We start from the raw sequence: 12,765 nt of genomic DNA, 5'->3' as shown, positions 1-12,765 counted from the left end.
CGGTGGCGTTCCGCAATCGCTTCGCGTTCGCAACGATAATCGCGGGACCGTGCGCCACAAGGGAGGAAATGCGAAGTGTCCAAGGAGCGGACGGGGACGGGCGCACCACGGCAGTCGGAAGGCGTCCGCGCCTTCAAGCGCGGCCTTGACGTGCTGCGAGAGGTCAACCGCTCGGGCGGCATCCGTGCCGGCGACGTTGCTCGCGCGCTCGACCTGCCCCGCCCGACCGTCTATCGCCTGCTCGAAACCCTGGAGGAACTTGGCTATATCGCCCGCAGCGCCAGCGACGACCGTTTTCGCGTGACCCGGCGCGCGCTGAGCCTCGGCGATGGCTACGACCCCGGCGTGGTGATCTGCCAGGCGGCAGCGCCTTATCTTGCCGAACTCAGCAAGACCCTGGTCTGGCCCGTCGATCTCTCGACTTATGAGAACGCCGCGATGGTGGTGCAGGAAACCACCCATTCGCGCAGCCCGCTCTCGATCGACCGCGGCATGATCGGCAAGCGCCTGCCGATGCTGCGGACGTCGGCGGGCCGCGCCTATCTTGCCGCCTGCCCGGCGCGCGAGCGCGACCTCATCGTCAATCATCTGCGCCGGATCGACGAGGCCGACGACCGCCCCTTTCTCGACGAAGCCCGCCTCGACCGCATGATTGCCGAGACTGCCGCGCGAGGTTACGCGATCCGCAGCGAGGGGGAGTACAATCCCAAGACGGCCTCGATCGCCGTACCCATCGTCCGAGGCGGCGTCGTGTTCGGTTGCATCTCCATCATCTGGATTCGTTCGGCACTGGGGATCGAGGAGGCAATTGCGCAATTTGCAGCGCAGCTTCAGGAGACGGCCGCGGCCATCCCGGTCGAGGTCTAGGCTCCGTCCGTCCGCTGGGCGGACACTTGGCGCGGCGGCGTTGATGCTGCGGCGCGGCTTGGGGAAGAGATAGCCCCATGCAAGATAAATCCGCCCCCGAAGAATTTGATGTCGTGATCGTCGGCCGCGGGCCGGTTGGTGCGACGCTTGCCAATCTGCTCGGCCTCCGCGGCGTGCGGACACTGGTGCTGGAGCGCGAGGCGCAGACCTATCATCTGCCGCGCGCGGTGCATTTCGACGACGAATGCATGCGCGTATTCCAGACCGTCGGCCTTGCCGACGCGATCCTGCCGCATGTCATCCTGAGCCCCGGCATGCTCTTCCTCGACGCCAACGGCAAAATGTTGCTGGATTGGTCGCGCCCGCAGACGCTGACGCCGATGGGCTGGCATCTCAGCTACCGCTTTCACCAACCTGATCTGGAGGACGTGCTGATCAGCGGCCTTGCCCGCTGGCCGCACGTCACCTTGCGCAGCCGCTGCGACGTGTTCGCGCTGGACCAGGACGAAGACGGCGTGCGCGTCCGCTACGAGGACCTGTCGAGCGGAAAGCTCACCGAGGTCAGGGCCGGCTATGTGATCGGCTGCGACGGCGCCCGCTCGCTGGTCCGCCGCTTCATCGGCTCCAGCATGGACGATCTCGGCTTCCACGAGCGCTGGTTGGTGATCGACGTGCTGCTCAAGCGCGCGCGCGACGATCTCGGCGACTACAGTCTCCAGCATTGCGATCCAAGGCGGCCGGCGACCTATGTGCGCGGGACCGGCACGCGGCGGCGCTGGGAGATCACGGTTCTCCCGGACGAGGATTCTCAGGAGATCGCGCAGCCGGCGAAGGTCTGGGAGCTGCTGTCGCGCTGGGTCACGCCCCACGATGCCGAGATCGAGCGCGCCGCGGTCTACACCTTTCATTCGGTCATAGCACAGCAATGGCGCAGCGGCCGATTGTTGCTCGCGGGCGATTCCGCGCATCAGACCCCGCCCTTCCTCGGCCAGGGCATGTGCGCCGGCATCCGCGATGCGGCCAACCTCGCCTGGAAGCTCGCCGCAATCATCCAGGGCGGCGCCGCACCCGATCTGCTCGACACCTACCAGAGCGAGCGCCAGCCGCATGTACGCGAATTCATCGAGCTCGCCATCCGTCTCGGCGGCATCATCAACACAAGGGCGATCGAGGCCGGCCTTGCCGTGGGCGAAGCGCGTCCGAATGCGCCGGCCAAGCTGGAGGTGAAAAAGCCTCTGCTCGGCCCTGGACTGGCGCTGGCGGATCTGCCGCTGTCTCGCCATCTCGCTCCTCAATTCGTGCTCGGCAATGGAGAGCGCAGCGACGACCGCACCGGCTACCACCACGTGCTGCTCGTCGAGACCACGGCCGCCCTGCCGTCGCGCCCCGCTCTGGCGCGGGCCGGAATCGAGATCCTCACCGCCGACGATGCCGATGGCATCGGCGACTGGCTGCGCGAACACGGCATCATCGCCGCATTGGTTGGTCCCGACCGCTACATCCGCGGCACCGCCCGCAACGAGATCGAGCTCGACCGACTCGCTGCTACCGCCATTCCCCCCAACCCTGTGCCGTCCGCGGCCTGATCTCAAGGATACCCCATGAAGCTGCTCTCATTCGTCGCCGGCGGCCGCGCCGCCTTCGGCGCCGTCAAGGACAACGGCGTCGTCGATCTCGGCGCGCGCATGGCGCCCTGCACCACGCTGCGGCAGTTGCTCGAAGCCGGTCGCCTTGCCGAGGCGGCAAAGATCGTCGCGTCCGCTGCGCCCGATCATCCGCTCGACAAAGTCACCTTCGCACCGGTGATCCCCGATCCCGGCAAGATCATCTGCGTCGGCCTGAACTACCGCGACCATGTCGCCGAGACCGGGCGCACCGTCACCGAGAAGCCGGCGCTGTTCGTTCGCTTCCCCTGCAGCCAGGTCGGCCATCTCCAGCCGATCGTGAAACCCAACGTCAGCGACGATTTCGATTATGAAGGGGAGCTCGCGCTGGTGATCGGCAAGCAAGGCCGGCACATCTCGGCTGGCCACGCGCTCGATCACATCGCCGGCTATTCCTGCTACAATGAGGGCAGCATCCGCGACTGGCAGCGCCACACCAGCCAGTTCCTCTCCGGCAAGACTTTTGCGGAGAGCGGCAGCTTCGGCCCGTGGCTGGTGACGGCGGACGAGATTCCAGATCCGTCGAAGCTCACCTTGCAGACGCGGCTGAACGGCGCCGTGGTGCAGGACACCACCACCGATCTCCTGATCACGGGCATCCCCGAGCTGATCGCCTACATCTCCACGATCTGCCCGCTCGTTCCCGGCGACGTCATCGTCACCGGCACGCCCGGCGGCGTCGGCGCCAAGCGCACGCCGCCGCTGTGGATGCGCCCGGGCGACACTGTCGAGGTCGAGATCTCCGGCATTGGAACCTTGCGCAACACGGTCGTCGCCGAACCGGCCTGACCACGCCTTCGAGCAATCAAAAACGACAAGTCAGGAAACGCCATGGCCAACCTCCGCACGACGTCCGCCTCCACCTTGCTCATCACGCTGGCGCTCGCAGGCCCGCCTGCGCGCGCCGAGATCAAGGCCGATGCCATCCGCATCGGCGTGCTCACCGACATGAACGGCGTGTTCGCGACCGCGATGGGCCCGGGCTCGGTCGAGGCGGCACGGATGGCCGCGGAGGAGTTTGGCGGCAAGATCAACGGCAAGCCGATCGAAATCCTGCAGGCCGATCACCAGAACAAGCCGGATCTGGCAGCATCACTCGCCCGCAAATGGTTCAGCGAAGGCGTCCAGGCGGTCGCCGACGGCGGCAGCTCCGGCGCGGCCCTCGCCGTGCAGGAGCTGGTGCGCAGCAACGGCAAGATCTTCCTCGTCTCCGGCGCCGGTGCCAACCAGCTCACCGATGAGGCGTGCGCGCCGACCAGCGTGCAATGGACCCAGGACGCCTATTCCACCGCGACCGCCGTGGTCTCCGGCATCATGCAGACCAGCAAGGAGCCATGGTTCTTCATCACCGGCGACTACGCCTTCGGCCATTCGATCGAAGCGACCGCACGCGCCCGCATTGGGGAGCTCGGCGGCAAGGTCGCCGGCAGCGTCAAGGCGCAGCTCGGAACGCCCGATTTCAGCTCATTCCTGCTGCAGGCACAGTCGTCGGGCGCCAAGATCCTCGCCATCAACGTCGCCGGCGACAACGCCACCGCCATCAAGCAGGCCGAGGAGTTCGGCCTCGCGGACCAGGGCATCAAGATCGTGCCGATGTCGTTCCAGAACGTCGACATCGAGTCGGTCGGGCTGAAGGCAACCCGCGGCGACCTCATCGTCACCTCGTTCTTCGAGGACGTCTCGCCGGCCGCGCGAAAATTCTCCGACGCCTTCTATGCGCGACGCAAGGCCATGCCCTCGCAGATCCAGGCAGGCGTCTATTCCGCCGTGCGTCACTATCTGCAGGCGATCAAGGACACCGATACCGACGACAGCGCCGCCGTGATGGCGAAGATGAAGGCGACACCGGTATCGGATGCGTATACGCCCAACGGCCGCATCCGCGAGGACCAGCGCATGGTGCACGATCTCTATCTGGTGCAGGTCAAGACACCCGAGGAGTCCAAGGGCCCATGGGATTTCGTCAAGCTGGTCGCGACGATCCCGCCCGACCAGGCCTTCCGTCCGCTCGACCGCAGCAAGTGCAGCCTCGTCGGCAAGTAATCAGGCGAGATACCGCGCCAGATAGCCTTCCATCGCATACAGCGCGCAGAGCGCGAGGCTCGACCACACCGCGGCGCTGAAATACAGGAACATCCAGGTCAGCTCGCCCTTCCAATGCGCGATGTCGTGGGTCACCACCCAGCGCGTCGAGACGTCGTGCAGGCCTTCGAGGAAGCCCAGGAACGTGTTGCCCTCGGCGTGCCCGGCCCGCCAGCGGCTGAGATACATCGGCACGTCGACGGTGACGAGGAAGGCGAGGAAGCAGGCGATGCCGACGATGCCTGACATCAGCGCCCAGCGCACCACGCCCTGGAATTCCGGCATCAGGCGGCACAGCGCGATGCCGGCGAGGAAGAAGGTCACCGCCCACAGCGAGTTCTCGATCGCGTTGTAGAGGAAATTGGTCGTCACCACCGCGTACCAGGAGAAACACTCCGCGATGATGATGATGGGCACGATCACGAGCGCGATGTTCACCGCGGTCTCGGCGCCCGTCATCTTGCCGAGCTGATGCAGGATGATGGCCCATTGCGCGACGAAACAGAGCTCGGCCACGGTCGCGACCGTTCGGCCGACGACGACGCTCGACAGCCAGGTGTCGAACAGGCAGATGCGCTGCACGTCGGCGCGCGGCAGGAAGGAGCGGAACGCGCAGCCGAACACGTAGCCGGCGCACAGCAGCAGCATCAGCCCGATGTCCGAGCCGCCGCTGAGGCTGCCCGCAGGCGTCGGGTAGAATTCGCGGTACAGCATGAACCACACCAGGATGTTGGCGCCGCTCACGAGCGTGAGGGATCCCCACCACCACGCGAGGGGATTTGACCGCGCCTGCCACTGCAACATGAACCGCTCCGCAAAATTATCGATCCGACATGCCGTCGTAATAATCCTGTCACAACAGGACATGCAATCGCGACAAAAATCCGTGTGCTCGGCCGGCCCGGTGCGTCCTTCAACAAAAACGTCGACGCAATCTCTGCGTCCACATATCGGACAATTTCGCCATTCTTGCTGAATCTATTGGACAGACGCAATTTCACCGTCTGATATTCGGGGATGGCCCTGAGAGATTCATCCAGACCGCGACATCCGCCCTCCTCCGCCGCCGCCGTGCTGGCGGACAGTGTCGATGACGCCGCCTTCGCGACGACGCTGGCAAAGGGGCTTGTCGTGCTCGAAGCGTTCAAGGCGGGAAGCACCCTGCTGGGCAACATGGAGCTGTCGACGCTGACGGGCATCCCGCGACCGACGGTGGCGCGGCTGACGCACACGCTGGCCGAGCTCGGCTACCTCCGTTACGACGCCGAGCGCGCCAAGTACCGCGTCGGTGCGCGGGCGCTGCGGATGGCGCATCCTCTGCTGGCCGGAATGCAATTTCGCCAGATGGCACGGCCCATGATGCAGGAGCTGGCGCTCAGCGTCCGCGGCACGGTCTCGATCGGCCTGCTCGACGCGACCTCGATGATCTATGTCGAGACCGCACGCTCCGGCGACGTCGGACCGCACGCGCCCGACATCGGCATGCCGATTCCCGTGGCGATGACCGCCATGGGCCGCGCCGCGGCGGCGACCTTGCCGCAGGCCGATGCAGACCGGCTCGAACGGACCATCGCCGCCGAAGATCCCGAGCTGTGGTCGGCCTTTCGCGACAAATACCGGGCGGGGATCGCGCAATGCAGAAGCCGCGGCTTCTGCACCTGCTGGGGCGAGTACATGGCCTCCATCCATGCCGTCGCCGCGCCGCTGTTTCACGCGAGCGAATCGAAGCAGTCGTTCTCGATCAATTGCGGCATCCCCGCCTTCCGGCTCCAGCCGGGCCAGCTGGAGGGCGAGATCGGTCCGCGCATCGCGGCACTCGCCGACAGCATCCGCGCCATCGTCGGACAGGCAGAGCCAGCGCCGCCGCGCAAGACCAAGAAAATCACAAGCGCCGGAAAGTGACATGGCTGGACCGCTCGAGGGACTGAAGGTTCTCGACATCGCGACGATCATTGCAGCGCCCTTCGCAGCAACGCTGCTGGCCGACTACGGCGCCGAGGTGCTCAAGATCGAGATGCCCGGCCACGGCGACGGCGTAAGGTCGTTTCCCCCGTTCAAGGACGGCAAGCCGCTGTGGTGGAAGGCGGCCAACCGCAACAAGAAGTTCGCCACGCTCGATCTGCGCACCGGGGAAGGACTTGCGCTGTTCAAGCAGCTGCTTCCGCGCTTCGACGTGCTGATCGAGAATTTCCGTCCCGGAACGCTCGATCGATGGGGCTTGCCTAAGGAGGTGCTGTGGTCGATCCAGCCGCGCCTCGTGATCCTGCGCGCCACCGCCTTCGGGCAGGATGGCCCCTATCGCGAGCGACCCGGCTTTGCCCGCATCTTCGAGGCCATGGGCGGGCTCACCTACATCACGGGGGAGAGCGACGGCGAACCGACCCATCCGGGCTACCCGATCGGGGATTCGATCGGCGGCCTGTTCGGCGCCGTCGGCGTGCTCGCGGCGCTGTGGAAACGGGCGCGCGATCCCGATGCGCCCGGCGAGGAGATCGATCTTTCGCTGACTGAGGCCACCTTCCGCCTGCTCGACGTCCTCGCCATCGAGCACGACCAGCTCGGCACCGTTCGCAGCCGGATCGGCAATTCCAACGGCTATTCGGCGCCGGCCGCCGTGTTTCGCACCAGCGACGATCATTGGGTGACGCTGGCAGGTTCGACCAACGCGCTGTTTGCCGCGAACTGCCGGGCAATCGAGCGCCCCGACCTGATCACCGATCCGCGCTTCGCCAGCAACGACCGGCGCGTCAAGCACGCCGCCGAGCTCAACGACATCTTCGCCGGCTGGTGCGCAGCCCATCCCCTCGAGGAGGTCCTCGCGCGATTCAATGCAGCGCAAGGCACGCTCGCCCCGATCTATTCGATCGACCAGATCGCGAGCGATCCGCAAGTGAAGGCGCGCGAGGTGATCACCCGCGTTGCCGACAAGCATTTCGGCACCGTCGCCATGACCAATGTCGTTCCGCGCTTCGCCAATGATCCCGCGCGATTGCGTCACGCCGCCGGCGACGTCGGCGAGGACAATGACGAGGTGTTTCGAAATTGGCTCGGCCTTTCGGACCAGGAGATCGAAAGGCTCACCGCGCGAAAGGTGATCTGAAATCAACAAGAAGACCAACTATAAAAAGGGAGGAAGAAAACAGTGACATCATTCAAGGTCACACGCCGAACCCTGCTGGGCACGCTCGTAGGCGGCCTCGCCGCCGGCTCGGGCCTGACGGCATGGGCCGAGGATGCTTGGCCCTCGCGCTTGGTGCGGCTGATCTCGCCCTACGGGCCCGGTGGCTCCAACGACATCTCGCTGCGCCTGCTGGCCGAAGAGTTCGGCCGCAGCCTGCGTCAGCAGTTCATCGTCGAGAACAAGCCGGGTGCCGGCACCCGCATCGCCAACGACATGGTCGCCCATGCCCCCGGCGACGGCTACACCATTCTCTACGTCGCGGCCCCCTACGCGACGGCCGAGGCGCTGTTCGGCAAGCTGACCTATGACCGCGGGGATCTGCAGCCGGTCGCAATGGTCGTGGTCGCGCCGCTGTTTCTCATCATCAGCGCCGACGCGCCGTTCAAGACGCTGCCCGAACTGATTGCCTATGGCAAATCGAAACCGGACGGGCTGACCTTCGCGTCTCCCGGCGCCGGCTCGCAGCCGCACCTTGCCGGAGAGCTCCTGTTTCGCGACGCCGGCGTCAAAGGCCTGAACATTCCGTTCCGGGGCGATGCCGCCTCTTACACCGAGCTGCTGGCCGGCCGCGTCGATGCCACACTGACGGCGTTGCCGACGGCCCTGCCCTACATCCAGAGCGGCAAGTTCACCGTGCTCGGCGTCGCCTCACCCAAGCGCAGCACGCTCTACCCGCAAGCGCCGACACTGCGCGAGCAGGGTTTTCCCAACGTGGCTGCCGCGGGCTGGTACGGCTTCATGGCGCCAGCCACGACGCCGCGCGCGATCGTCGACAAGCTCCAGGCCGAGATCCTGCGCGCGCTCGCCGAGCCTGCGATCAAGGACAAGCTGACCGCCCAAGGCCTCGAAGTGCGTGCCGGCACCGCGGCCGAGTTCGGCCAGTTCATCGACGCCGAGACGCAGAAATGGACCAAGCTGATCCGCGACGCCGGTCTCAAGGGCGAATAGCAATCGGAAAGGACCGGACATGACGAGCACTCTTCTCAAACACATCGCGGCCTCCGCACTGCTTCTCGCGCTCTCGAGCGCGGCAGCGCAGGCGCAGAAGACATACGATGCCGGCGCATCCGACACGGCGATCAAGGTCGGTCAGACCGTGCCGCTCAGCGGCCCGGCCTCTGCCTATGCCGTGATCGGCAAGACCCAGGCCGCCTATATGAAGATGATCAACGACCAGGGCGGCGTGAACGGCCGCAAGGTCGAGTTGATCCAGTATGACGATGCCTACTCGCCGCCGAAGACCGTGGAGCAGACCCGCAGGCTGGTCGAAAGCGACGAGGTGCTGCTGACGTTCCAGATCATCGGCACCGCGCCGAACGTCGCCGTGCAGAAATATCTCAACGCCAAGAAGATCCCCCAGCTGTTTGCCGCGACCGGCGCGGCGCGCTTCACCGATCCCAAGAACTTTCCCTGGACCATGGGCTTCAACCCCTCCTATCTCGTCGAGGGCCGCATTTACGCGCAGTACCTGCTGAAGAACCACCCGAACGCCAAGATCGGCGTGCTCTACCAGAACGACGACCTCGGCAAGGATTATCTCGCCGGCCTCAAGGCCGGCCTCGGCGACAAGGCGAAGATGGTCGTGGCCGAGACCTCCTATGAGATCACCGAGCCGACGATCGACTCGCAGATCCTGCGGCTGAAGGATGCCGGCGCCGATGTGTTGTTCAGCGCCACGACGCCGAAACAGGCCGCGCAGGCGATCAAGAAGGTCGCCGAGATCGGCTGGAAGCCGCTGCACATCATCGACATCAACGCCTCCTCGCTCAGCGCCGTGCTGAAGCCGGCAGGTCTGGACAATTCCAAGGGCGTCGTCAGCGTCGGTTACGTCAAGGATGCCGCCGATCCCGAATGGAAGGACGATCCCGGCATGAAGCGCTATCTCGCCTTCATGGCGAAATACTATCCCGACGGCGACAAGGATTCGAACCTGAACGTCTACGGTTACATCACCGCGCAACTGCTGGTTCAGGTGCTCAAGCAATGCGGCGACGACCTCACCCGCGAGAATGTGATGCGGCAGGCGGCCAACCTCAAGAACGTCGAACTCGACCTGACGCTGCCGGGCATCTCGGTCACGACCTCGCCGACCGACTATCGCGTCAACAAGCAGTTCCAGATGGTGCAGTTCGACGGCCTGCGCTGGCAGAAGCTCGGGGACATCGTGACGGACGAAGCGAAGGAGTGAGGCGACGAGAGGCGCAATTCCGGTGCGGCGCTCATTGCCCTCCGGCGAGGCGGCTGCCGGTGCGGATGACATCGGCGCGTTGGTCGACATGTCGCTGATATTCGGAGATCGCGCGATTGGCCATCCGGATCCGGTTGGTCTGCCCCTCCTCGACCATCATGGTGATACGCTGCGCCAGGAACACGCAGGCCTCGAATTCGTCGCCGATGACGCCCGTCCGCGCGAGAAAGTTCCAGGCGATCTCGTAGGCCTGCTCCGCGGCGGGGCTGCGGTAGTCGCTGAAGATAATGTGCGTCATCACCGGCAAAGCCGCAGGAGCGGGATCGTTCCTGTGGCGAGCATCCTGGGCGAGCCGAGTTCATAAAAAGACCACCGGCCGCCCTGGCCTGCCGGTGGTTCATGTCGGCAAGGATTGCGCGCGGCTACGCCGCCTGGCGCTGACGTGACAGGAACTCCATCGTCACCTTCTCGACATTGGAGTCGATCCAGGCGGCCATGCGCTTCGCCGGGACCGCTTTGGTCCTCAACGCTTCATCCCCGCCACATAGGCGGCCAGCTTGTCGAGCGTCTGATAGCCGTATTCGACGGCGCCGAAGCCGATCATGCCATCGCGCTGCGCTGTGCTCGAGGCCAGCTGGCGCATCATCAGCACGGTCTTGCCGTTGCTCTGCTCGGCAAAGGTGACGGTGAAGCGGAACATGCCGGGATCCTCGTCCTGGTCGACGCCGTGATCCATCTCCATCAGGTGCGGCCGCTCGATGCGGCGGAAGCGCATGCGGTTCGGATAGACCGTGCCATCGGGGCCGATCATGTTGAAGCGCCAGACACCGCCGACGCGAACGTCGATCTCGAAGGTCTCGACCTTGAACCCCTTCGGCCCGAACCATTGCGGCAGATGCTTCGGGTCGGACCAGGCCTCGAACACCAGATCGCGCGGCGCGTCGATCACGCGCGACATCACGATCTCACGGTCGAGCGACCATTGCGACAGAGCGGGATTGGCAGAATTCGTCATCACTCAGAACCTTTCCGTTTGGTTGTTCGGGACGGCCGCCTGGCGGCCGCCCTCTCCTTCTCTTTCTTGAGCTTCATCACATAGGCTTCGAACCGGTCGAGTCGCGCCTCCCAGATCGCGCGCTGTTGCTGGAACCAGTCCTCCGCACCGAGCAGCGCATCCGGGCTGAGACGGCAGGTGCGCACGCGGCCGGATTTCTCCGACAGCACGAGCCCGCTCGTCTCCAGCACATGGATGTGTTTCATGAAGCTCGGCAGCGCCATGGCGAAGGGGTCGGCGAGCTCGCCGACGGAGGCCTCGCCGGCGCACAGCCGCATCACGATCGCCCGTCTGGTGGGATCGGCGAGCGCTGCGAAGACCTGATCGAGGCGGGGCGATTGGTTAGCCATGAAGCTAACTATAGAGCCGCGGGATCGAATGTCAATAATTGTTAGCTTATAGGCTAAGTAATTTCGATCACAGGGGAAGCGGAACCTGAGACGCGCAATCGTGAATTGGGCCGCCGGACGCTTCGCGCTAAACGAGACTGGGGCACCATTGCATCATTCGCAGGGTCCGTGCCGTCTGTTGTCTCATCATCATCTCTCACCCGGCGGGCGCTCGCCCGGGCCGCGCTTGTTCCCCTCGCGATCGGGCTCGGCCGGCCGCGCCGCGCCTTGGCGGATTCCGACATGATCGCGCAGATGCGCGACATCGTCGCGAGCGAGCTTGCGCCGACCGTAACGCCGGACCATGCGGGCGGCCTTGCCGCCGCCCTCTATGCCGGACGCCATGTCGAGTTCTTCAACTACGGTCTTGCCGATGGTGCCACCAAACGGAAGGTGACGCCGGACACGCTGTTCAACCTCGCGTCTGTAAGAAAACCGTTCGAAGCGACGCTGGTCGCTCTCGGTACGCTCCGCGGCGAGCTGCGGCTCGACGACCGCGTCCATCAATATCTTCCCGAGCTCGACGGCGATTTCATCCGCCGCGTCAGCGTCGGCGAATTGGTCACCCACACCTCGGGGCTGTTGCTACCGACCGACCATCCGCCCTGGCCGAACGATCAGTTCACGCGCGAGCAGTTCATCGCGATGCTGAACGGCTTCGCGCCGGCACCCGGCGTCGCACCCGGCCGGCAGCGCATCTACAGCCATGCCGGCTACGTGCTGCTTCAGCTCGTGCTCGAGCGCTGCTACGGCACGCCGATCGGCGCGTTGATCCAGCACCGCATTCTCCGCCCCCTCGCCATGGAAGCCAGCTTCATCCCCGAGCGCGGCGCGGACAATCGCGCCATCATGGACGGGGCCTGGATGCTGCGCGTGGTCCAGGGCTATTCCGACCAGGGCACGGCGATCGGCCCAATCGGCGACCAGCAGAGCTATTTTGACTTTCCCGGCACCGGCCAGATGTTCTCCTCCGCCCGGGATCTTGCCACCTTCGCGGCGGCCTGCGTCGACGGCCGGCCGATCGATCCACAATTGCGCGAGGCGCTGCGGATGACGCAGCGCGAGGTCTTCCGCGTCGACGACAGGTTCGGACAGGGCATGGCCTGGGAGACCGTGCGTCTGCCGGGCGTCACCGTCATCGACAAGCCCGGCGGCCTCAACAACGCGTCCGGCTATATCGGGCTCGTGCCGGCGCGGCGGATCGCCATCGTCCTGCTCGCCAACCGCGGCGAATACCCGCACGAGATCGCGCGCTACAAGATCCTGCCCGCGCTGGCGCGTCTGCTGGCATCGCACGCAGGCTGAGCTTCACAACAGAAAGCCTTTTCACAACAGAAAGC

At 65.4% G+C, this 12,765-nt stretch carries 13 protein-coding genes; 9 read left to right on the top strand and 4 right to left on the bottom strand.

What is annotated here, in order from left to right:
• Window positions 1–75 precede the first annotated feature (75 nt).
• From AABA86_RS14645 to AABA86_RS14630, 4 genes are all read left to right on the top strand, one after another.
• On the top strand, window positions 76–867 hold the full coding sequence (locus AABA86_RS14645) for a DNA-binding transcriptional regulator (protein ID WP_338307290.1): 792 nt from the start codon (window positions 76–78) through the stop codon (window positions 865–867).
• Between the two features lie 77 nt (window positions 868–944).
• Complete coding sequence (gene mhpA, locus AABA86_RS14640; RefSeq protein WP_338307289.1) at window positions 945–2,453, top strand: bifunctional 3-(3-hydroxy-phenyl)propionate/3-hydroxycinnamic acid hydroxylase MhpA; 1,509 nt, start codon at window positions 945–947, stop codon at window positions 2,451–2,453.
• 15 nt (window positions 2,454–2,468) lie between these two features.
• Window positions 2,469–3,320, top strand: coding sequence for a fumarylacetoacetate hydrolase family protein (locus AABA86_RS14635; protein WP_338307288.1), 852 nt, complete (start codon window positions 2,469–2,471; stop codon window positions 3,318–3,320).
• A gap of 42 nt (window positions 3,321–3,362) precedes the next feature.
• Window positions 3,363–4,574 carry an ABC transporter substrate-binding protein gene (locus AABA86_RS14630; protein WP_338307287.1) on the top strand — a complete coding sequence of 404 codons (1,212 nt, stop codon included), beginning with the start codon at window positions 3,363–3,365 and terminating at the stop codon, window positions 4,572–4,574.
• Here AABA86_RS14630 and AABA86_RS14625 read toward each other — a convergent pair whose 3' ends face one another.
• Complete coding sequence (locus AABA86_RS14625) at window positions 4,575–5,417, bottom strand: hypothetical protein (protein WP_212253779.1); 843 nt, start codon at window positions 5,415–5,417, stop codon at window positions 4,575–4,577. It abuts the gene before it with no gap.
• 213 nt (window positions 5,418–5,630) lie between these two features.
• Here AABA86_RS14625 and AABA86_RS14620 point away from each other — a divergent pair, with 213 nt between their 5' ends.
• Genes AABA86_RS14620 through AABA86_RS14605 form a run of 4 tightly spaced genes read left to right on the top strand, consistent with a single transcriptional unit; the run spans window position 5,631 to window position 9,982 of the window.
• Complete coding sequence (locus tag AABA86_RS14620) at window positions 5,631–6,515, top strand: IclR family transcriptional regulator (RefSeq protein ID WP_338307286.1); 885 nt, start codon at window positions 5,631–5,633, stop codon at window positions 6,513–6,515.
• Window position 6,516: 1 nt separating this feature from the next.
• Window positions 6,517–7,713, top strand: a complete 1,197-nt coding sequence (locus AABA86_RS14615; RefSeq protein WP_338307285.1) for a CaiB/BaiF CoA transferase family protein — start codon at window positions 6,517–6,519, stop codon at window positions 7,711–7,713.
• Between the two features lie 42 nt (window positions 7,714–7,755).
• Complete coding sequence (locus AABA86_RS14610) at window positions 7,756–8,742, top strand: Bug family tripartite tricarboxylate transporter substrate binding protein (RefSeq protein ID WP_338307284.1); 987 nt, start codon at window positions 7,756–7,758, stop codon at window positions 8,740–8,742.
• A 19-nt stretch (window positions 8,743–8,761) separates the two neighbouring features.
• Window positions 8,762–9,982, top strand: a complete 1,221-nt coding sequence (locus AABA86_RS14605; protein ID WP_338307283.1) for an ABC transporter substrate-binding protein — start codon at window positions 8,762–8,764, stop codon at window positions 9,980–9,982.
• Between the two features lie 31 nt (window positions 9,983–10,013).
• On the opposite strand, the gene AABA86_RS14600 is transcribed toward AABA86_RS14605, so the two are convergent.
• The 3 genes from AABA86_RS14600 to AABA86_RS14590 all read right to left on the bottom strand — a co-directional run bounded on the left by AABA86_RS14600 (window position 10,014) and on the right by AABA86_RS14590 (window position 11,386).
• Window positions 10,014–10,280: a hypothetical protein gene (locus tag AABA86_RS14600; protein WP_212253774.1), complete on the bottom strand. Its 267-nt coding sequence runs from the start codon at window positions 10,278–10,280 to the stop codon at window positions 10,014–10,016.
• Window positions 10,281–10,505: 225 nt separating this feature from the next.
• Window positions 10,506–10,997, bottom strand: a complete 492-nt coding sequence (locus AABA86_RS14595) for an SRPBCC family protein (protein WP_212253773.1) — start codon at window positions 10,995–10,997, stop codon at window positions 10,506–10,508.
• Entirely contained in the window at window positions 10,997–11,386 is a 390-nt protein-coding gene (locus AABA86_RS14590; RefSeq protein ID WP_028140935.1) for an ArsR/SmtB family transcription factor, read from the bottom strand. The genes AABA86_RS14595 and AABA86_RS14590 overlap by 1 nt, the downstream gene beginning before the upstream one ends.
• 282 nt (window positions 11,387–11,668) lie before the next feature.
• Between AABA86_RS14590 and AABA86_RS14585 the strand changes: the two genes are divergently transcribed.
• Window positions 11,669–12,730 carry a serine hydrolase gene (locus AABA86_RS14585; protein ID WP_338307282.1) on the top strand — a complete coding sequence of 354 codons (1,062 nt, stop codon included), beginning with the start codon at window positions 11,669–11,671 and terminating at the stop codon, window positions 12,728–12,730.
• Window positions 12,731–12,765: the final 35 nt, after the last annotated feature.

This window comes from Bradyrhizobium sp. TM233 (assembly GCF_036247965.1).
In the GTDB taxonomy this organism is placed as follows: domain Bacteria; phylum Pseudomonadota; class Alphaproteobacteria; order Rhizobiales; family Xanthobacteraceae; genus Bradyrhizobium; species Bradyrhizobium ottawaense.
This window is presented reverse-complemented; position numbering and strand designations above follow the sequence as displayed.

What these genes read in the sequence shown, in the direction of transcription:
- AABA86_RS14595 (WP_212253773.1), bottom strand. Translation starts at nt 10,997, where the DNA reads ATGACGAATTCTGCCAATCCCGCTCTGTCGCAATGGTCGCTCGACCGT.
- AABA86_RS14630 (WP_338307287.1), top strand. Translation starts at nt 3,363, where the DNA reads ATGGCCAACCTCCGCACGACGTCCGCCTCCACCTTGCTCATCACGCTG.
- AABA86_RS14615 (WP_338307285.1), top strand. Translation starts at nt 6,517, where the DNA reads ATGGCTGGACCGCTCGAGGGACTGAAGGTTCTCGACATCGCGACGATC.
- AABA86_RS14635 (WP_338307288.1), top strand. Translation starts at nt 2,469, where the DNA reads ATGAAGCTGCTCTCATTCGTCGCCGGCGGCCGCGCCGCCTTCGGCGCC.
- AABA86_RS14625 (WP_212253779.1), bottom strand. Translation starts at nt 5,417, where the DNA reads ATGTTGCAGTGGCAGGCGCGGTCAAATCCCCTCGCGTGGTGGTGGGGA.
- AABA86_RS14585 (WP_338307282.1), top strand. Translation starts at nt 11,669, where the DNA reads ATGATCGCGCAGATGCGCGACATCGTCGCGAGCGAGCTTGCGCCGACC.
- mhpA (WP_338307289.1), top strand. Translation starts at nt 945, where the DNA reads ATGCAAGATAAATCCGCCCCCGAAGAATTTGATGTCGTGATCGTCGGC.
- AABA86_RS14620 (WP_338307286.1), top strand. Translation starts at nt 5,631, where the DNA reads ATGGCCCTGAGAGATTCATCCAGACCGCGACATCCGCCCTCCTCCGCC.
- AABA86_RS14600 (WP_212253774.1), bottom strand. Translation starts at nt 10,280, where the DNA reads ATGACGCACATTATCTTCAGCGACTACCGCAGCCCCGCCGCGGAGCAG.
- AABA86_RS14605 (WP_338307283.1), top strand. Translation starts at nt 8,762, where the DNA reads ATGACGAGCACTCTTCTCAAACACATCGCGGCCTCCGCACTGCTTCTC.
- AABA86_RS14590 (WP_028140935.1), bottom strand. Translation starts at nt 11,386, where the DNA reads ATGGCTAACCAATCGCCCCGCCTCGATCAGGTCTTCGCAGCGCTCGCC.